Below are 20597 nucleotides of genomic sequence, written 5' to 3'. Positions count from 1 at the left end.
TGATCATGACAGCATTTAAACCCAAAGTTTTGGCCCTCGCCATCATCAGTGCAGGCATCACATCCCATGCCCAGGCCGGCGAGACGATTGATCTTGGCAATGACCTGAAGCTGGATTGGAAGGGCACCTTGACCTACAGCGCAGCTGCACGGCTGGAAGATCAGGACCCGGCCCTCACCAGCAGCGGCAACCGTAACTTTGATCAGGGCGACCTGACCAACAACCGTCTGTCACTGCTGATGGAAGGCCGTCTGCACAAGGGCAGCAGCGGTCTGGTATTCTCAGCCAGTACCTTCTACGACGACGTATACCAGGACAACAGCAAATTCTCGGATGAGGCCGAAAAATATCACGGCGGCTACACTCGGCTGCTGGATCTGTACGGCTACACCAGTTTTGCTCTGGGTGAGCAGAGCCATCTGGATCTTCGCCTCGGCAAGCACGTTGTTGCCTGGGGTGAGGCCCTCTTCATGCCGAGCATTTCACTGGCCCAGGGACCGTCTGACGCCACCAAGGCCGGTACCCCCGGGGTAGAAGTCAAAGACATCCTGCTGCCGGAAGATCAGATCTCTGCCCAGCTGGAAATCAACCCGAACTGGTCTCTGTTGGCGCATGCTCAATATAACTGGCATCCGACGCAGGTTCCCGAACCCGGCTCTTTTTTGAGCACCGGTGAGGCAGTTGGCGAGGGTGCAAGCTGTTTGACTGCCGCCCCCGGTCAACCCTGTGGATTCGGTAATCGCGGCAACGATATCGAGCCCGACGAATTTGGCCAGTGGGGTGTGGGTACCCGTTTCCGTACCAGTCTTGAAACCGAGTGGGGCCTCTACTACCTCAGATACCATGACCGTATACCGCTGCCTGAAGTCAGCGCTATGACGAACTCCTACCGTGTACGATATTTTGATGATGTCGAGTTGTATGGTGCCACCGTCTCTACTTCCTTCGGAATGGCATCTGTTGCCGGTGAGATCTCCTACAAGAAGGGAGCGCCTGTACTGCTGAATACACCGGTTGTTGCAGGCACCCCGACTCGTGCCGACATCATGCAAACCAACGTAAACGCCATTTTCAACTTCGGTCGCTCATGGCTGGCTGATACTGCAACCCTGACGACCGAACTGTCTTACGTTGATATCCTTGACGTGGAAAAGCGCGGCGCTATCGGCATACCGGGAACTGAAACAGATGAACTGCTTTACAGTGACCATGGTCTGGCGTTCAGCAGCAGCCTGACGTTGAGTTACCCCGGCTTTACCGAAGACTGGAGTCTGAACGTGCCCATCGCCTACTCTCGTCAAATCAGCGGTCGCACCTTGACCGGCGGCGTGGGCGGCGAAGGTGACCACCGCTTCAGCATCGGTACTGATTTTACCCACCGCTCAGGCGTTCAGGTGGGCCTGAATTATCTGACCTATATGGGTGATGCTGATATGGCGACCCCGGCCGAACAGAAACCTCTGACTGACCGCGACAACATTTCACTGTCGGTGAAATACGCCTTCTAACCCAAGGCCGCTTTAACATTTTTCTTCATTCATTTTCCGGCCTCTTTTGAGGCCGTTTTTTTTGAGCAACTCGAAGGAGTAACACCCATGCAAGACGTTGTGTTTATTAACGGCCTGCGAACTGCAATTGGTGGTTTTGGCGGGTCACTCGCACAACAGCGCCCTACTGATCTCGCCGGTGATGTCGTCAGGCAGCTGCTGCAACGCACTGGCTGCGCCTCTGAGCGGGTCGGTCAGGCTGTGTTCGGCAATGTGATTCACAGCGAAAACGCCGACATGTATCTGTCTCGCGTGGCCGCAATCAAGGGCGGCCTGCCCGAGACTACGACGGCACTCACGCTCAACCGTCTGTGCGGCAGCGGTCTGCAGGCGATCATTACCGCAGCCCAGCAGATCCAGCTGGGCATCTGTGATGCCGTGATTGCAGGCGGCGCGGAGTCGATGTCGCGTGCGCCCTACCACCTGCCCAGCGCGCGCTTCGGTCAACGCATGGGCGACAGCCAGATGGTCGATCCGATGACCGGCGTACTCACCTGCCCGTTCAATCTCTATCACATGGGAGTAACTGCGGAGAATGTGGCCGAGCGTTTTAACGTCAGCCGTGAAGATCAGGACGCTCTGGCTCTGAGCAGCCATCAACGTGCGCAAAAGGCGATTGAGGATGGTCGCTTTGATTCACAGATCGTGCCGATCGAGGTGGGCAAGCGCGGCAAGTCCGAACAGTTCAGCCGCGACGAACATGTACGCTTTGACTGCAAGCTGGAGCAGCTCAGCACAATGCGCCCCGTGTTCAAGAAGGACGGCAGCGTAACCGCCGGTAACGCCTCGGGCATCAACGATGCCGCCGCCGCGGTGCTGATGACCAGCGCCGCCGAAGCCGAACGCCAGGGGCTGAAGCCCATGGCCAGGCTGGTGGACTATCATCTGGTCGGCGTTGATCCGCAGATCATGGGCATCGGCCCGGTGCCGGCCATTCGGGAACTGCTGCAGCGCCACCAACTGACGGTCGATGATATCGACCTGTTTGAAGTCAACGAAGCCTTTGCCGCTCAGGCGCTGGCGGTACAGCGTGAGCTGAGCCTGCCCGCCGATCGCCTGAACCCCAACGGCAGCGGCATTTCCCTTGGGCATCCGATCGGTGCTACCGGCAGTATCATCATGGTGAAAGCTCTACATGAGCTACAGCGCATTGGCGGCCGTTATGCGGTTATCGCGCTCTGCATCGGCGGTGGCCAGGGTATTGCAGCGCTGATTGAGCGCTGCTGAGCCAGCAGGTAAGCGCTTTAAAACGAAGAAGGCTGCACAACGGGCAGCCTTCTTCGATAATCACGTGAGTTGGGGCTTCTCACTATCGCGTTACGGCTCAGCGACTCACAAAGGCATTCAAGGCCTGCTGTGCCGCTTCGCCTTCCAGCAGTGACTCGAACAGGTCCATTTCCGCCTGCATCAGTACATCCAGCTGCTTACCGGCAGCCAACTGTAAGCGGCGACGGGAGTTCTGCACCGCCTGAGGATCCAGCGCCGCCAGCCTTGTCACAACATTGGTGACCTGGGCTTCAAGCTGTTCAACGGGCAATACCGCATTGATCAGTCCACACTGAGCCGCCTCCCTTGCCGAGCAGGACTGCCCCAGCACCAGCCATTCAAAGGCTTTCACATGACCAGCCAACTGCGGGATCAGCTGAGTGCTGCCGCCTTCAGGACAGAGCCCCAGCGCCACAAAGGGGAACACAAGGGCCGACTCATCACTGGCATAGACCAGATCGCAGTGCAGCAACAGCGTTGCGCCTATGCCCACCGCCTTGCCATGGACCTGTGCAACAATTGGCTTGCGACAGGCACGCAATGTCTGCAACAGCTTCAAGGGCGGATCGGTACGCCGCCCCTGTTCCGGCTCGGCCAGAAAATCAGCAATATCGTTGCCCGCACTGAAACAACCACCTTCGGCCATTAACCGAATGACACGCACCTCGGGATCAATGTCACCCGCCTGAATGGCTTCGGTCAGTGCTGCATACAGCTCACGATCGAACGCATTGCGTTTGTCAGCTCGGTTCAGAGTGAGCTGAAGTACCCTTTCATCCAGGGTTTGTAAAAGTGTTGTCATGCTCACCTCAGTCCCTGGTCACCTGGGCACGCATTATCGATTCAAACTGGTCATGATGCGGCGGCAGCATGCCCCACTCCCCACGAGGATCATATTGGGGGGTACGGAAAACGGTGCGTGCGTGGCTGAATTCAAGGAACCCCTCATAGCCGTGATAATGCCCCATGCCGGAGGCACCCACACCACCAAAAGGCGCTTCATGCATGGCGGCATGCATCAATAGATCATTTACGGTCACGCCACCCGACAGGGTATGGCTCAACAGTTGCTGCTCTTCATCGGCATCCCAGCCGAAGTAGTACAACGCCAATGGGCGACCCCGACTGTGGATATCGTCAATGACCTCATTCAGTTGGCCGTAAGGCTTGATCACCAGTGCCGAGCCAAAGATCTCTTCCTGCATGATCAGGCTGTCAGCCGGCGGGTTGATCACCAGCCTCAGCGGACGCTTGCGGGTTTCACCGCTGGCTTCAGGGTGAGTGGACTCGATACGTACGCCACGCTCACGCGCATCCGCCAGATAGCTTTCCACGCGCTGCAGGTGCTGTTCATTAACAGCTGCAACGAGGTCCGGATTGCCGTCCACATTTGGGTAGAAGTTGCGGAAGTGCTCCTTCAGAGCCGAAACCGCATTTTCAAGCTGCTCGGAAGGAACATAGAGAATATCGGGGCAGATACAGATCTGGCCGCCGTTGGTACCCTTGGCAATGGCCAGGCGACGACAGGCGTCATCGAGATCTGCACTGCGCCCCATGACAACGGGCGACTTGCCACCCAGTTCCAGCGTGACCGGCACCAGATTTTCGGCCGCTGCACGCATGATCTTGCGCCCAACAGTCGTACTGCCGGTGAACACCAGATGATTGAACGAAGATGCAGCAAACGCCGCGCCCACTGTGGCGTCACCCGTAACGACGCCCACCACTTCAGGATCAAGGTGAGCACTGACCAGTTCGGCCACCAGCGCAGCAGTTTGCGGCACCACTTCAGAAGGTTTGAGAATGGCGCGGTTGCCGGCGGCCAGTGCAGAGGCCAGCGGGCTGAACAGGGTGAACAGCGGTGCATTCCATGTGCCGATGATGCCCACACTGCCCTTTGGCTGGTGCATGACTTCGGCTTGGGCACCCAGCTGGTCATAGGGCGAAAAAGGTGTGCGAGGATCAGCCTGCAGCCATTGCTCCAGATGATCACGGGCATGCTTAAGCGAGCCCAGCGATCCCAGAATATCATTCATGATCGAAAAGGCTCGCGGACGTCCACCGGCCGTACCTTCACCAAAATCGGCTCCCATGGCATCAGCAAGGGCGTCACAATGATCAACCAGCAGATCGATCACTTGTTGAATACGTGCCTTGCGGGTTTCAGCAGTCACACTGCCTGCACGATTGAATGCGTTCTGTTGGCGCTGCAGCAAGGCGCCAATGGCCTCTGGGTTCGTAACGGCATCAGCCATCGGTTGTCTCCTCGTTTACACCGGCAGTTGCGGGTAACCACCTGTTTATATTTATTTCAATCACATTACTACCCACAAAAGACGCTGAATACCTCGTCCAGACGGACGACTGCACGCCTGAACTGTTAGTCCATAAAGACGATGAACACCCCCGTGCCCGCTGTAATACTCGACACAGACTCACCGGCCAGCAGAGGCAGACCATGACCAATAACAACTTCGACACCAAAGCCTTCCGTACCGCGCTGGGCACATTTACCACCGGTGTCACCATCATCACCACAACCGCAGCTGATGGCACGCCTGTTGGGATTACTGCCAACAGTTTCAACTCCGTATCGCTTGATCCACCACTGGTGCTCTGGAGTCTCGCCAAAACGGCCAATAGCCTGCCGATATTTTCCGAGTCCAAGTCCTGGAACGTGCATGTACTGTCAGTCGATCAGGAAGGCTTGTCCGGGCGCTTTGCCTCCCGAGGTGAAGACAAGTTTGCGGGCCTTCAGTTGGATGATGGGCTGACCGATGCCCCGCTGCTGCCGGACTGTACAGCACGATTCCAGTGCCGCACGGCCTTCATGCATGATGGCGGCGACCACATTATATTCATTGGCGAGGTTCTGCGATTCGATCAGAGCACATTGCCTCCTCTGGTGTTCCAGAGCGGACAGTACGCCTTGACTGCCCGCAAGCCAAGGGAAGAGGTACGCCTTACTCAGGCAGAACCGCCACCCGAGTGCAGCTATACCGAAGACTTGCTCGGCTACCTGCTGGGCCGTGCCCATTTCCAGATGGTTAACCGTCTGCAGGGGCTGCTTGAGGAACAGCATCTGGAACAGGCACAGTTTTTCATTCTTTCAGTATTGTGCATACGCGACCGACTGACGCTGGATGAGATCAACGATTATATCGCCTATACCGGTTATACGGTCGATCAAGCCGATATGAATGTCTTGATCAGAGGGGGACATGTTGTGGTTGAACATGACCACTATTGCCTCACGGCCGACGGTCGAGAAGCGTCACTGCATCAAATTGCACAGGCCAAGGCGATTGAAGAAGAACTTGTTGAAGCACTGGGACCGGGGGATGCGATGGCACTCAAACTGTTGCTCAAACGCCTGATCGAACGTACAGACCCAGGGTTGCCTGATCTTTGGGCCGTTTCAGCCTGACGTTCAATGACTCGATCATAACGCTCAATAATAACAAGGAGTTGTCATGTCCATTTTGAACAGGTTCAACCTGGAAGGTCAGGTTGCCGTGATTACCGGGGCAGGACGTGGTTTGGGCCGTGCCATCGCACTGGCCTATGCCGAAGCCGGAGCCGATATCGTGTGCTCCGCACGTACGCTTTCTGATGTTGAGGCAGTTGCCGATGAAGTCCGCGCGCTGGGTCGCCGTGCTCTGGCCGTCAGCTGCGATGTGAATGATCAACTGCAGCGTGAGGCGCTGGTCGCTTCGGCCATCGAAGGGATGGGCACGATTACGCATCTGGTCAACAATGCCGGCGGCTCGGGCCCCAACGATCCACTGAAAATGACCCCGGCAGACTTTGCGGCCGTACTTGAGTTTAATGTCACCTCCGCCTATTCACTGACCCAGCTGTGTGTGCCTCACATGCGCAACGCCGGTGGCGGCAATGTGATCAACATCACCTCGGGCGCGGCGCGCTATATCCAGAAACATTTCAGTGCCTACGGCACCGCCAAGGCGGCACTCACCCACCTGACCAAACTGCTGGCACAGGACTTTGCGCCGCATGTTCGTGTCAATGCCATTGCACCGGGTCCCATTCGCACCGCAGCGCTGGAAAATGCCGCTCCAGCCGCCATGCTGGAAAAGATGGCACAGAACACACCCTTGCAGCGCATTGGTGAACCGGAGGATATCGCTGCCGCCGCGCTCTATTTTGCGACCCCCGCCTCCAGCTGGGTGACCGGCAAGGTGATTGAGGTGGATGGTGGCGCTGAAGGCAGTGTCTGGGGCTGAGGAGAACAGCATGAGCAAGGAACTTCGCGAGCGGCTCGGACACGAGTTGTATCTGGCCCTGAAAGAGCGCCGAACCCTGCCGCCACTGGTTGAACGTTACCCCGACCTGAGCATCGACGATGCCTACCATATCTCGCTGCACACGCTGAAACTGCGTGAGGCCAATGGTGAACGGGTGATCGGCAAGAAAATCGGCGTCACGTCCAAAGCGGTGCAAGAGATGCTCAATGTGCACCAGCCCGACTTCGGTTTCCTGACCGATCAGATGCAGTTCGAGGATGGTGCAGAGGTCAGCCTGGCAGAGACCGGTCTCATACAGCCACGCGCCGAGGGCGAGATCGCCTTCTGCCTGAAAGCGGACCTGACCGGCCCCGGCATTACGGCTGAAGATGTTCTCGCCGCTACCGCATGGGTGGCGCCCTGTTTTGAAATTGTTGACTCCCGCATAGACGATTGGCGTATCAGCATCGTGGATACGGTAGCCGACAACGCATCCTGTGGCGTGTTTGTCATTGGTCAGATCCACACTGACCCTTCTTGCCTCGATTTGGCCGCTGTGGAAATGCAAATCAACAAAAACGGTGAGTCCGCCGGTACAGGCCTGGGCTCAGCCGTTCAGGGACATCCGGCTGCAGCCGTTGCCTGGCTTGCGAACACACTGGGTGAGTACGGCATTCCCTTCCGCAAGGGCGAGATCATTCTGTCCGGGGCTCTGGCGCCCTTGATACCGGCTGCCGCCGGCGATCACTTCAACCTGACCGCCAAAGGGCTTGGAAGCTGCTCGATCCATTTTGCTCCCTGATTGACTACCGAATACGACTAGCTGGAATTAAACCATGTCCCAAAAACTGAAAGCGGTCATCATTGGCCCGGGTAACATCGGCACCGACCTGCTGATGAAAATGCAGCGCTCCGAGTGGATCGAGCCGGTCTGGATGGTGGGGATCGACCCCGAGTCCGAAGGCCTCAAGCGCGCTGCCGAAATGGGCATCAAGACCTGCGCCACCGGCGTGGACGGCATCCTGCCGCACATCCTTGAAGACGATATCCGTGTCGCCTTCGACGCCACCTCGGCCTATGTCCATGCCGAGAACAGCCGCAAGCTGAATGAACTGGGCGTGATCATGGTCGATCTGACCCCCGCCGCCATCGGCCCGTTCTGTGTTCCGCCGGTGAACCTGGCGGACCATGCCAAGAACCTGGAGATGAACGTCAACATGGTCACCTGCGGTGGCCAGGCGACCATCCCGATGGTCGCAGCAGTAAGCCGCGTGCAGCCGGTTGAATACGGCGAGATCATCGCCACCGTCTCCTCCCGCTCCGTCGGGCCGGGTACCCGCCAGAACATCGACGAATTCACCCGCACCACCGCCGGTGCGGTTGAAAAAGTCGGTGGAGCCAAAGAGGGCAAGGCGATCATCATCATCAACCCGGCCGAACCGCCGCTGATGATGCGTGACACCATCCACTGCCTGACCGAAAGCGAGCCGGATCAGGCCGCCATCACCGAATCCGTCCACGCCATGGTGAAAGAGGTACAGAAGTACGTACCGGGTTACACCCTGGTCAACGGTCCTGTGTTTGATGGCAACAAGGTCTCCTGCTTCATGCAGGTGGAAGGCCTGGGCGACTTCCTGCCCAAGTACGCCGGCAATCTGGACATCATGACGGCTGCCGGTCTGCGCACCGCCGAGATGTTTGCTGAAGAAGCGGCCAACGGCACCATCACACTGCCGGCACGCGGCTAAGGGGAGAACAGAACATGAACCTGAACGGCAAGACAGTAACCCTGCACGACATGAGCCTGCGCGATGGCATGCATGCCAAGCGCCACCAGATCAGCCTCGACGAGATGGTCAGCATCGCCACCGGCATGGACGAAGCGGGCATGCCGCTGATCGAAGTCACTCACGGTGACGGTCTGGGCGGTCGCTCACTGAACTACGGTTTCCCGGCCCACAGCGACGAGGAATACCTCAGCGCCGTGGTACCGAAAATGAAAAACGCCAAAATCTCCGCCCTGCTGCTGCCGGGGATCGGTACCGTTGACCATCTGAAAATGGCCAAGGACTGCGGCGTATCCACTATCCGTGTGGCCACCCACTGCACCGAAGCGGATGTGTCCGAACAGCACATCGGCATGGCCGCCAAGATGGAAATGGACACCGTTGGCTTTTTGATGATGGCGCATATGGTCAGCCCGGAGAAGATCCTGGAGCAGGCCAAACTGATGGTGAACTACGGTGCCAACTGCATCTACGCCACCGACTCCGCCGGCTACATGCTGCCGGATGACGTCACCGCCCGCATCGGCCTGCTGCGTGACGAACTGCCGAAAGAGATCGAGATCGGCTTCCACGGCCACCACAACATGGGCATGGCGATCGCCAACTCTCTGGCGGCGATTGAAGCCGGTGCTTCGCGCATCGACGGCTCCGTTGCGGGCCTGGGTGCCGGTGCCGGCAACACCCCGCTGGAAGTGTTCTGCGCCGTACTGGATCGCATGGGCGTCGAGACCGGCATCGATCTGTACAAGATCATGGACGTGGCCGAAGACCTGATCGTGCCGATCATGGACCAGCCGATCCGCGTGGACCGCAACGCCCTGACGCTGGGCTACGCCGGTGTGTACTCGTCGTTCCTGCTGTTCGCGGAGCGAGCGGAGAAGAAGTACGGCATCTCGGCGCGCGACATTCTGGTCGAGCTGGGCCGTCGCGGCACCGTCGGCGGGCAGGAAGACATGATTGAAGACCTGGCACTGACCATGGCGAAAGAGAAGGGGTTGATCTGAGCCCCCTGACAGCCTGTCGTTGACAAGGAGAGCAGCCGTGGTGACAAACGATTCCCCCAGTCCTGTGCCCGCTTGGCGTCGCCACGGATTATTGTTCCTGCTGGCCTTGCTGTACACCGATACCTTCATTGGTCGTCAGATCATGGCGGTCATGATCGAGCCGATCAAACAGGAGTTCAATGCCAGTGACACCGCCATGGGGCTGGTGTCCGGACTGGCATTTGCGGGTGTCTACGCCCTTTTCGGTTTGGGGGCGGGGCGCCTTGCCGACCGCTTCCCACGCACTCGTGTTCTGGCTGCAAGTGCCCTGATCTGGAGCGCGACGACTGTTCTCTGTGGTTTCGCTACCGGGTTTGCGGTACTGGTCATGGCAAGAATGCTGGTCGCCATCGGTGAATCAGCGGTCACACCCTGCTCGATTTCAATGATCGCGGACCTCTACCCGGCCAATCGTCGAGCGTTCGCCATCAGTTGCTACAGTACCGCTCCGACTCTGGCCGCCATTATCGCCATGAGTGTGGGCGCCTGGCTGGTGGAGGCCTATGGCTGGCGAACCGCATTTATTGTGGTGGGTATTCCGGCCAGTCTAATCGCGTTTGTCATGCTATTGATACGTGAACCGATACGCGGCACCTGGGATCATCCACCCACGGAGCCACGTGCTCCTTTGTCACTTCTGGCAACACTCAGGTCTCTGTGGGCGATAAGGCCCTATCGTTACCTGGTTCTGGCCGCAGGCATGAGTACCTTGGGTGCCAACGCCTACGGCATGTGGAATGCCACCTTTCTGGTGCGCTCGCACGGGTTGGATCTGCAGCAGGCCGGTATATTGGCCGGGTTTGTTGGCGGAGGCTCGGCAGCGATCGGCATGTTGTTCAGTGGCTGGTTTACCGACCGACTGATCAGCGCCAACCCGCGTTGGCAACTCCTGATACCCCAGTTTGGTCACGGCGTCGGTATTGTTGCCATGGCAACCTATCTGCTCTGGCCCGCCGACAGTACCATGATGCTGTTCGGCCATTCGATACCAACGGCCATGGTCTGGTGTGCGCTGAACGGTTTCTTTGCCGTCTGGTGGGTAGGCCCCTGTTTCAGCATGATCACCCGTCTGGTGTCACCTGACAGTCGCGCCGTTGCCATGGCCTGCCAGACCGTACTGGTTACGCTGTTCGGCGTCGGTATAGGTCCATTGGCAGTCGGTGCATTCAGTGACTTGATGACACCCGTGCTCGCACTGGAGTCATTGCGCTACTCATTGCTGCTGGGTTGCATCAGTACCGCTGCCGCCATGGTGTGCCTGCATTGGGTACACAGCGCACAACAGACGAGCGCATGATGGCTGCCGAAGCTATAGTCTGAACGGACGAAGCTGTGGCGGGACTGTGACTTGCATAGTTGAATATAAAACCGATAACAACGAGGTAAACCCCATGTCCATTATCGCCGTCACCGGTGCCGCATCCGGCATCGGAGCAGCCGTTTGCAACCACCTTGAAGCTGCAGGCCACACACTGATCCGCGTTGATCGCGCCAATGCCGATGTAAACGCCGATCTTTCCACATCCGACGGCCGTCGTGCTGCGGTCGAACAAACATTGGCCGCCTGCAACAATCAGCTGGATGCCGTGGTCGCCTGTGCTGGTGTAGGTGTTACCGCGCCCAGCATCAGCCTGATTGTGGGCGTCAACTATTTCGGTGTAACCGAATACATCGATGGCCTTGAAGAGGCTTTGGCTGCCAGCGGCAAGGGTAAAGCGGTCATCATCGGCTCGGTTGCCGGCAGCCATCAGGTTGAGGCTCCGCACGCCATGGCCGATGCCATGCTGAACAATGATGAAGCCGAGGCCTGCCGCATCGCCGAGGCAAGTCAGGAACCGCATACAACCTATGCCGCGTCCAAGTATGCGGTTACGGTATATGGCCGCCGCAAATCCATCGCCTGGGGCAAACGGGGCATGCGCCTTAATATCATTGCACCCGGTGCCGTTGAAACCCCGCTGCATCAGGCATCAAAGGACGATCCCCGTTTTGGCGAGGCCGTGAAAAACTTCGTTGCCCCCATGGGCCGTTCAGGCGTACCCGATGAAATCGCCGATGGCGTGGATTTTCTGCTGTCTGATCAGTCAGCTTTTGTGAATGGATCGGTACTGTTTATCGATGGCGGCATGGATGCCATGGTGCGCAGTACCCGGTTCTAACCCGATTCCCATACGTGGAGACACAGATGACGACCCCGAACAACCTGACGCAAAAAATCGGCCTGTGCTCCACTGCTCTGGCCGTACTCCTGACAGGCCAGACATGGGCTGCAGTGTGCGCACCAATGGACCAAGGACATACCTTTTTGTCTTCGCAGGAATCCAGTTTTGACCAACAGGGCTGGATGAAGGGGAGCCCTCCCCCCCCCGAGAAAACCATACGCCTTGCTGATGGCTCCTTCTGGAGTTTCCCTGCACTGCGTTACAGCGTTGCCCATATGAGCGAGTTTCTGCCGACCACGCTGGTGAATCGCCGCAATACGGCTTCCACTCCTCTTGATTACGCCGCAGGTGCTCCTATTGAATCGATCACCTTTACTCCCTGGGGATATGAAAAGCCCATTCCATGGAGCGCTGGCCTGCTCGAAACCTATACGGACGGCATTGTTGTGCTGCACAGGGGCAAGGTCATTTACGAGCGCTACCTGGGAGGATTCAAGGACTACCACCGACACGCACTGATGTCGGTGACCAAATCCATCACCGGCACGCTGGCTCTGGATCTGGTTCACAGAGGCTTGCTGGACGAGTCCAAACCGGTCAGTCATTACATCCCCGAGCTGGCCAACTCGGGCTTTGGTGATGCCAAGGTGCGTGATGTACTTAACATGACCACTGGCATTGATTTTGACGAGGACTATACCGACCCTGAATCCGAGATCTGGACCTTTTCAGCCGCAGGCAACCCCCTGCCCAAGCCTGCCGGATACAAAGGGCCGACTGGTTATTACGAGTACCTCCCCAGTGTGAAAAAAAGTGGCGAGCATGGCCAGGCGTTTGGCTACAGGACAGCCAACACCGAAGTGGCCGGCTGGCTGGTCGCCCGAGTGACCGGCATGTCTTTAGCTGATCATTTTGAAGAGCAGGTCTGGAGCAAGCTGGGTGTCGAGCGTGATGCTTTTTTCCAGGTGGATGAAAAAGGTACGCCCTTTGCCGGAGGCGGCCTCAACATGAGTTTGCGTGACATGGCCCGCTTTGGTGAGCTGCTGCGCAATGCAGGCACTCATAACGGGCAGCAGATTCTGCACCCGGATACTCTGAAAGATATTATGGCCGGTGGTGAACACCCCGCCTTCACTCAGCCACAGCATGAGGATATGGAGAGTTGGTCATACCGTTCCATGTGGTGGGTGACCGGCAACCCAAGCGGCGCATTCATTGCCCGTGGTGTTCACGGCCAGAACCTGTATATCGACCCTGAAAATGAGCTTGTGATCGCACGCTTTGCTTCGCACCCGGTAGCGGCAAACAGTGCCAATGACTGCTTTACGCTGCCGGCGTATCAGGCCTTTACTGAATTCATTCAGAAAACTCAACAGTAAGCCTGAAATCGATCATTGAGGACAGGCAGGATAAAGAACATCACCAGCAACAGGCAGACCAACATCATGCAGGCGGTATACCCGTCCGCCCGCTGATAGCGCATCAACGCTCAGTGGCCGAAGCCCGTGCCGGCCTCAATATACAACTGTATGAACTCGCTCGCCGGCATGGGCCGATAAAACAGGAAGCCCTGCCCGGTCTTGCAGCCTATTCCCTGCAACAACCGAGCCTGCTCATCGGTTTCGATCCCTTCGGCCACCACTCCGAACTCAAGCTCGGAAAGGAGCTGGATCATACCTTTGAGCAGGGTAGCGGCACGGGCATCGGTACACAGGTCCGCCACAAAGCTGCGGTCAATTTTCACCACATCCAGAGGCAGGCGCCTCAGATAGGTCAAGCTGGAGTAGCCGGTCCCGAAGTCATCCAGTGCCAGACTGAAGCCGGCTTCACGCAATCCGGCAAGCTGTCGCAACACATCGTCCGCCAGGTTGATAAACGCAGTCTCGGTCACTTCCAGCTCCAGCTGTTGTGCTTCCAGCCCGTATTGGGCGATGGTATGCAGACACCAATCAACCAGATCCGGCTCCTGCAGCTGCCGTGCCGACAGGTTGACACTCAGCCTTGGCAGTCCGGGAAGCAGACTTTGCCATTGCTGCAGCAGAGCACAGCTTTGACTGAACACCCAGCGGTCCAGCGCCACAATCAAACGGCTTTCTTCGGCAAGTGGGATAAACTCGCCCGGCGAAATCATCCCCTTCTCCGGATGTTGCCAACGCAGCAGAACCTCTGCCCCCACCAGCGCACGGTCGATGATGTTCACCTTCGGCTGCAGATAGAGCTCAAGCCCCAGACCGGTTTCATGCTGGATCGCCAGCCGCAGCTGCTGCTCCAGCATCAGCCTTTGACGCAGTTCGTTACTCAGGGCTTCGTCATAGAAACGGTAGCTGTCACGCCCGGCCTGTTTGGCCGCGATCATGGCGGTCTGGGCGCAGGCCAGCAGAGTATCGGCATCATCGCCATCCTTGGGGAAAACGGCCAGCCCCGCGGAAGGACTCAAGCGTATTGCTTCACCTTCAAGGTACAACGGCACCTGTAACTGACCGATACACTCATTGGCATAACGCGCCATTCCGGTCAGGTCATGGGTGTCATTGAGAATGGCTACCAGCTCATCACCGGTCAGACGAAAGAAACTGAGCCTGTCACCAAGATGCTGCTGCAGCCGCTCGGCCTGAAGCTTGATCAGCTGGTCACCGCCACGCATGCCAAAGCGATCGTTGATCGGTGACAACTGACCGATATCGATGCACATGAGGGCAATCAGGGCTGAATCCCTGGAGGTTTTCCGGTCCCGTCTCAACAACTGGGCAAGGGTCTGCATCAGCTTGTAGCGATTACCCATTCCGGTGAGCGGGTCGGTAAATGCCAACTCCTCGATTTGCGCCTCTTTTGCGCGCATTTCGGTAAGATCATGGAAGATCGAAACAAAATTGGTTACGGCACCGTTATCATCCTTCAGCGCGCTGACCGACATCCATTGCAGGTAAACTTCGCCGCTCTTGCGCCGATTCCAGACTTCTCCCTGCCAGCTGCCGTGACGTCGCAGCGAGGCATTCATGGCATCGTAAAAGGGCTGCTCGTGGTGGTTGGAACGCAGCAGTTTGGGTGTCTGTCCGAGCACTTCTGCTGCGGTATAACCGGTAATTTGAGTAAACGCCGGGTTAACCCGCTCAATACGGGCGCCGGCATCGGTGACGATAATACCTTCTATGGTACTGTCCAGAATGCGCTCTGCCATCGCTTCCTGGGTTTGAAAGGCACGTTTCAAGCGCTGATCCTGGCCGATACCGGTCAGACCGGTCACCTGACCCTGCTCATCCAGATGGGGCAGGATGCGAAGGCTGACAGGCACCTCATCTCCCGGCAGGGTACGGAAATTCACCACCCCCGACCAATAGCCGCACTCCAGTACCTGTGGAAAAATTTCGCGGGACAGCTGCTGCCAGGTGCTCTCGGTATGAAAGTCACTGACGTGCAGCGGCAAGACGCTCAGGTCATGCTCCTGATCGATTCCCAGCAGCTCGCGGCCAGAACGGTTAATGAACTCGATCCGGTAATGCTTGTCGACGCTGGCGATAAAATCGCCCGTCAGGTCCAGAAACTGCTGTTGTCTATCCATCGCTCAATCCAGTTATATCCCGTCAGGCACGACCGCGCTGCCAGAACTGTGCTGCAAGCGCGTTAAAGTCCGTTGCCACTCGCAATACATGTCGCCCGGCCTCTGCACTCCGATCAGCCGCCTCCAGATTCTGCTCTGACATCAGGTTGATTGCATTGATACTGCGATCGATCTCCTGTGCCACACTGCTCTGCTGCTCAACGGCCGAAGCGGTTTGTACATTCATGTCACTGATGCGCCGGATCGCAGCCAGTACCTGATCCAGGGCTGCCACGGTTTCATCACTCAACTGGACGCTCTGATCCGCCTGCTTCTGGCCTCGTTGCATCGCCTCAACCGCATCGCGGGCACTGTCCTGCAGTTGGCTGATCATCTTTCGAATCTCTTCAGTGGAGCTTTGGGTACGTGTTGATAATGAACGCACCTCGTCTGCCACCACCGCAAACCCCCGACCGGCTTCACCGGCACGTGCCGCCTCGATGGCCGCGTTCAGCGCCAGCAGGTTGGTCTGCTCCGATATATCTCCGATCACGTTGAGAATACCGGCAATGTTCTGACTGCGCTGATCCAGCTGTGCAATAACCTCAACGGCATGGGCAATGAGGTCTTTCAGCTGATGCACCGAATCCGTGGTTGCATCCACACTGCGCTTGCCGTGGTTAACTTCTTCAAGTGCCTGCGCGGCCGCTGCGGAGCTGTGCTGAGCATTGGCGGCAACTTCCTGTACGCTGACTGACATTTCACTGATGGCGGCCGCGGACTGCTCCATCTCTGCCAGCTGACTCTGTACTCCGCGGCGTGATTGATCCACCGCTGCACTGAGTGATGCCGCCTCATCCTGCAGCTGGTATGCAGAGTCGGCAATGCGCCCGACCAGTCCGTCACGCTCCGAGCGCAGCATTTTCATCACCAATTGTACCTGACCGATCCCATCATTGCGCCCGGTGTAGATATAACGCGCCACGGGGTCATCAATTGACGCCTGCGCCTCGGCGGCAAGCTCTCGCCAGGGCTGCATGGTCCAGACTATCAGCAGGGCCGACACCAACAGCGCCCCTGCCCCAAGCGGCAGCTGCAACGCAGGCCAGAACAGTGCCAGCAAGGCGGCTGTGAGGCCCGGTATCAGCAATGACAGCAGCAGCCTGGCGGTAAGCCCAAGCCGGGTTGAACGCAGCTGACGCAGACGTGTCTTGCCGGCCAGCAGCTGCGGATAAATGTGCTCTGCGCGCTCAACGCAGGCACGTGCCGGTTTCTTGCGGATGGATTGATATTCAGCCACGGAGCCGTTTTTCTCAATCGGCGTGACAAAAGCATCAACCCAGTAATGGTTACCGTTTTTGCAGCGGTTCTTGACCAGCCCCATCCATGACTGGCCCGATCTGGCGCGGCGCCAAAGTTCAGCAAAGGCGGCCGGCGGCATGTCGGGGTGACGCACCATATTGTGATTGCGCCCCTGCAGCTCAGCTTCAGTGAAGCCGCTGACTTTGATGAAGTCGGGATTAACGTAGGTGATCGCGCCCTTGAGGTCGGTAGTAGAAAGGATGTTGGCGCTGTCTGAAAACGTTTCTTCTTGTTGTGTAACCGGCGTATTGATCTTCAATTGAGATCTCCTGCTGGACATACATTGACTTACTGAGAATGAAGCCGAGAGAAGACACTACTTTAGTACTACACACTAAGCAATAACCCCTCAGGTTGTGCTGAATTATTCGTAATACATTTTTAACTGGATCACCTGCCCACACAATTGCCAGCGGCTGCACACTCCTGGAGCCAAGTGCCTTATTTTGGCGCACAAAACAACAGCACAACATTGTCAAATCCATGTAACACATTGTAAATATTTGTATTTATCAACACTGGCACAGCTTTCGCTTTGACTGAATCAACAAGCGGCATTCGATGCCCGACTTGCTATTCCAAGAGACTGTAAGGGGAAAATGATGAAAAAGCTGACCAAATCTCTGATCGCTGCCGGCCTGCTGACTGCATCCGCTGCAGCAACTGCCGACCTGTCTGTCAATGTCGGTGCCATGAGCAGCTATTACTTCCGTGGCGTTGATCAGGGTGTCAGTGGTGCCAGCCTGATGGCGGGTGCCGACTACGCCTTCGACAACGGCTTTTATGTAGGAACCTGGGGAGCACAGCTGAACGACAGCGAGCTGGAGTATGACCTCTACGGCGGCTATGAAGGTGAGTACAACGGTTTCACTTATGGCCTGGGATACGCTGGCTACTTCTACACCGAAAGTGGTGCCACTGACTTCCACGAGCTGATCCTGAGCGCAGGCTACAGCTTCCTGAGTGCTGAATTTGTATTCGGCACCGAAGATGCCTCTTCCGGTCCGGAAGCGGACTACACCTATTTTGGCCTGACCGGTGAGTACGAAGGTGCTTATCTGACCTATGGCTCCTTCGGCAAGGACTATGACGGCGACTACCTGGAAGCTGGCTATGGCATGAACGTTCAGGGCGTGGACCTGGGATTGGCCTATGTTAACCAGCTGGACGACCTGAACGGTGATGGCAAAAAAGACAAGCAGTTCGTCTTCACCATCAGCAAAACTTTCGATCTCTGACCAGACATCTCCTCTGCGTTACTGAACATACTAAGGTTGTTTTGAGGCCCTTCGGGGCCTCTTTTTTGTTCAGCCATCGGCGGGTTTCAGATCAACGCCCGCTTCCGTTATCATGCCCGCCTGTATCACTGTTTTGGAGCCTCCATGGCGACCTATGCAATTGGTGATCTGCAGGGCTGCCATAACGAGCTGATGCAGCTTCTGACGCAGATCAACTTCAACGAACAGGATCAACTCTGGTTTACCGGTGATCTGGTCAATCGCGGTCCCGGCTCATTGCAATGCCTGCGTTTTGTCAAAAGCCTGGGGGATCGCGCCGTCTGCGTGCTGGGCAACCACGACCTGCACCTGCTGGCGCTGCACCACGGCAGCGGAAAGAAAGTACACCCCACACTGGAACCGATTCTGGCAGCCCCCGACCGGGGTGAACTGATGCATTGGCTACAGACACGCCCACTGTTGCACGATGACAAGACGCTGGGCTATGTCATGACCCACGCCGGCATCCCTCATATCTGGAGCCTGAAAATCGCCCGCAAGCTGGCCGCCGAACTGGAAACCGTACTGCGAAGCGACAAGGCCGAGCGTTTTTTTGCCAACATGTATGGCAACCAGCCCGATCTTTGGCAGGATGACCTCAAGGGGCAGGAGCGCCTGCGCGCCATCACCAATTATCTGACCCGGATGCGTTTCATCACAGCTGAAGGACAGCTGGAATTCAGCGCCAGTGGCCCGCCGGAAGAGGCACCGGATGGTTTTCGTCCCTGGTTTGAACTGCCGCCGGCGAAACCACTCAAACGCATACAACTGCACGGCCATTGGGCAGCACTGGGCCATCATCGCAATGAGCGTATCATCTCGCTCGATACCGGCTGCATATGGGGCAACGCCCTGAGTGCGCTGCGACTGGATGATGGCCAGCTGTTCAGCCAACCCTGCACTGACCACCCGACACCCGGAGACTGACCTGTGAGCGAGTACCGCTGCATCAACATCATCGAAGCCTGTGACCTGATCGATCAGGGCGCGCAGGTGGTCGACATTCGTGATGAAACCAGCTTCAACGAGCTGCATATCCGTAACGCCACCAATCTCAGTAACCACAATCTGCCGGAGTATCTGGCGCAGGCAGACTTTGACCAGCCCTTGATTGTCTGCTGTTATCACGGCATCAGCAGCCAGTCGGCGGCGGCCCACCTGGCACATCAGGGGTTTGAACAGGTATGCAGCCTGGACGGCGGTTTTGAAGCCTGGCGCGCACAGTGCCCGGATCGCTGCAGCCGCTGATGCGGATCTATCTGGTCGGCGGCGCAGTCAGGGATCGACTGCTGGGCCTTGAGGTCAAGGACAGAGACTGGGTCGTGGTAGGTGCTACGCCCAATGAAATGCTGGACCGGGGTTTCAAACCGGTCGGACGTGACTTTCCCGTGTTTCTGCATCCGGATACCGGTGAGGAATACGCTCTGGCCCGTACCGAACGCAAAAGCGGCAAGGGCTATACTGGCTTCCAGTTCCACACCAGCCCGGATGTAACGCTCGAAGAAGATCTTCGCCGCCGCGACCTGACCATCAACGCCATTGCTGAAGCTGAAGACGGTACTTTGCACGACCCTTGGCAGGGCCAGGATGACCTTGATGCACGGATACTGCGCCACGTATCACCGGCGTTCAGCGAAGACCCATTGCGTGTGTTGCGAGTGGCGCGCTTCTATGCCCGCTTCGCCGATCTCGGCTTTCAGGTTGCTGACGAAACGCTGACACTGATGCGCGAACTCAGCGCCGGGGATGAGCTTGCCCACCTGACGCCCGAGCGGGTCTGGCAAGAGACGGAGCGCGCGCTGGCCACCTCCAGCCCGGCACATTACTTCGCCCTGCTGCGCAAGGCGGGGGCGCTGGACAGACTCTTTCCCCTGCTGGAGGGACTCGACACCGATCGTCTGGCTCAGCGTCTGTCCGACGTGACTGACTCGAAAGAACGACCGGCACAGGCACTGGCCCTGCTGCTGTACCAGGCCACCGAGTCGCTAACGCCCGAACAGGCCTGCAGCGCCATCGGCGATTTTTGCAGCCAACAGCGGGTACCCAACCGGATGCGTGACCTGGCCCTTAAACTGCGTACGGGTGCGGACGGTCTGAGCCGGTTTGATCAGCTTGACGGCTGCGCGCGCATCCAGTTGCTGAAACAGCTGGACCTGATCAGGCGCCCTGCTCACCTGTCCACACTGCTGCAGATGGCCAGTCGTATCCACGCCATACCGGCACGGCGGGAAGCCGCACTGCAGCGACTGCTGATGCAGTTATCTGAAGTGGATACCCGCACGCTGATTGAACAGGGCTTCAGCGGTAAGGCTCTGGGGGAGGCGCTGGCCCGACAGCAGGCCGAAATCTGTGCACAGTACAAGGAGTAATG

General features: G+C 57.6%; 18 protein-coding genes. 14 read left to right on the top strand and 4 right to left on the bottom strand.

Features of this window, described 5'->3' with window-relative positions:
- The first annotated feature begins 5 nt into the window (after window positions 1-5).
- Window positions 6-1508, top strand: a complete 1503-nt coding sequence (locus ABIE60_RS14190; protein WP_354470174.1) for a DUF1302 domain-containing protein — start codon at window positions 6-8, stop codon at window positions 1506-1508.
- Between the two features lie 87 nt (window positions 1509-1595).
- The gene (gene bktB, locus ABIE60_RS14185) at window positions 1596-2774 is read left to right on the top strand and encodes a beta-ketothiolase BktB (RefSeq protein ID WP_354470173.1); all 1179 of its coding nucleotides are present in this window, start codon (window positions 1596-1598) and stop codon (window positions 2772-2774) included.
- 97 nt (window positions 2775-2871) lie between these two features.
- Here the strand turns inward: bktB and ABIE60_RS14180 are convergent, their stop codons facing one another.
- Entirely contained in the window at window positions 2872-3615 is a 744-nt protein-coding gene (locus ABIE60_RS14180; RefSeq protein ID WP_354470172.1) for an enoyl-CoA hydratase-related protein, read from the bottom strand.
- A gap of 7 nt (window positions 3616-3622) precedes the next feature.
- Window positions 3623-5068: a coniferyl aldehyde dehydrogenase gene (locus ABIE60_RS14175; protein WP_354470171.1), complete on the bottom strand. Its 1446-nt coding sequence runs from the start codon at window positions 5066-5068 to the stop codon at window positions 3623-3625.
- Window positions 5069-5271: 203 nt separating this feature from the next.
- Here ABIE60_RS14175 and ABIE60_RS14170 point away from each other — a divergent pair, with 203 nt between their 5' ends.
- The 8 genes from ABIE60_RS14170 (at window position 5272) to ABIE60_RS14135 (ending at window position 13428) form a co-directional block, all read left to right on the top strand.
- Window positions 5272-6240: a flavin reductase gene (locus ABIE60_RS14170; RefSeq protein ID WP_354470170.1), complete on the top strand. Its 969-nt coding sequence runs from the start codon at window positions 5272-5274 to the stop codon at window positions 6238-6240.
- A gap of 46 nt (window positions 6241-6286) precedes the next feature.
- Window positions 6287-7057, top strand: a complete 771-nt coding sequence (locus tag ABIE60_RS14165; protein WP_354470169.1) for a glucose 1-dehydrogenase — start codon at window positions 6287-6289, stop codon at window positions 7055-7057.
- Between the two features lie 10 nt (window positions 7058-7067).
- Window positions 7068-7859: a fumarylacetoacetate hydrolase family protein gene (locus tag ABIE60_RS14160; protein ID WP_354470168.1), complete on the top strand. Its 792-nt coding sequence runs from the start codon at window positions 7068-7070 to the stop codon at window positions 7857-7859.
- Between the two features lie 34 nt (window positions 7860-7893).
- Window positions 7894-8805: an acetaldehyde dehydrogenase (acetylating) gene (locus tag ABIE60_RS14155; protein WP_354470167.1), complete on the top strand. Its 912-nt coding sequence runs from the start codon at window positions 7894-7896 to the stop codon at window positions 8803-8805.
- 14 nt (window positions 8806-8819) lie between these two features.
- Window positions 8820-9848, top strand: a complete 1029-nt coding sequence (gene dmpG / locus ABIE60_RS14150) for a 4-hydroxy-2-oxovalerate aldolase (protein ID WP_354470166.1) — start codon at window positions 8820-8822, stop codon at window positions 9846-9848.
- A gap of 37 nt (window positions 9849-9885) precedes the next feature.
- Window positions 9886-11184, top strand: a complete 1299-nt coding sequence (locus tag ABIE60_RS14145) for a spinster family MFS transporter (RefSeq protein WP_354470165.1) — start codon at window positions 9886-9888, stop codon at window positions 11182-11184.
- Window positions 11185-11278: 94 nt separating this feature from the next.
- Complete coding sequence (locus ABIE60_RS14140; RefSeq protein ID WP_354470164.1) at window positions 11279-12046, top strand: SDR family oxidoreductase; 768 nt, start codon at window positions 11279-11281, stop codon at window positions 12044-12046.
- Window positions 12047-12072: 26 nt separating this feature from the next.
- Window positions 12073-13428 (top strand): serine hydrolase domain-containing protein, encoded by a 1356-nt coding sequence (locus ABIE60_RS14135; RefSeq protein ID WP_354470163.1) that lies wholly within the window; start codon window positions 12073-12075, stop codon window positions 13426-13428.
- A gap of 110 nt (window positions 13429-13538) precedes the next feature.
- Here ABIE60_RS14135 and ABIE60_RS14130 read toward each other — a convergent pair whose 3' ends face one another.
- The gene (locus tag ABIE60_RS14130) at window positions 13539-15608 is read right to left on the bottom strand and encodes a putative bifunctional diguanylate cyclase/phosphodiesterase (RefSeq protein WP_354470162.1); all 2070 of its coding nucleotides are present in this window, start codon (window positions 15606-15608) and stop codon (window positions 13539-13541) included.
- Between the two features lie 22 nt (window positions 15609-15630).
- Window positions 15631-17208, bottom strand: coding sequence for a methyl-accepting chemotaxis protein (locus tag ABIE60_RS14125; protein WP_354470161.1), 1578 nt, complete (start codon window positions 17206-17208; stop codon window positions 15631-15633).
- 343 nt (window positions 17209-17551) lie between these two features.
- Between ABIE60_RS14125 and ABIE60_RS14120 the strand changes: the two genes are divergently transcribed.
- The 4 genes from ABIE60_RS14120 to ABIE60_RS14105 all read left to right on the top strand — a co-directional run bounded on the left by ABIE60_RS14120 (window position 17552) and on the right by ABIE60_RS14105 (window position 20595).
- Window positions 17552-18187: a TorF family putative porin gene (locus ABIE60_RS14120; RefSeq protein ID WP_354470160.1), complete on the top strand. Its 636-nt coding sequence runs from the start codon at window positions 17552-17554 to the stop codon at window positions 18185-18187.
- 144 nt (window positions 18188-18331) lie between these two features.
- Window positions 18332-19153, top strand: a complete 822-nt coding sequence (locus tag ABIE60_RS14115; RefSeq protein ID WP_354470159.1) for a symmetrical bis(5'-nucleosyl)-tetraphosphatase — start codon at window positions 18332-18334, stop codon at window positions 19151-19153.
- A 3-nt stretch (window positions 19154-19156) separates the two neighbouring features.
- The gene (gene glpE / locus ABIE60_RS14110; RefSeq protein WP_354470158.1) at window positions 19157-19474 is read left to right on the top strand and encodes a thiosulfate sulfurtransferase GlpE; all 318 of its coding nucleotides are present in this window, start codon (window positions 19157-19159) and stop codon (window positions 19472-19474) included.
- The gene (locus tag ABIE60_RS14105) at window positions 19474-20595 is read left to right on the top strand and encodes a tRNA nucleotidyltransferase/poly(A) polymerase-related protein (protein WP_502914968.1); all 1122 of its coding nucleotides are present in this window, start codon (window positions 19474-19476) and stop codon (window positions 20593-20595) included. Before glpE ends, ABIE60_RS14105 begins: the two co-directional genes overlap by 1 nt.
- Window positions 20596-20597: the final 2 nt, after the last annotated feature.

The organism is Marinobacterium sp. MBR-109, assembly GCF_040547565.1.
Taxonomy (GTDB): Bacteria; Pseudomonadota; Gammaproteobacteria; order Pseudomonadales; family Balneatricaceae; genus Marinobacterium.
The sequence above is the reverse complement of the archived record's forward strand: the minus strand, read 5'-3'. Positions and strand labels throughout refer to the sequence as shown.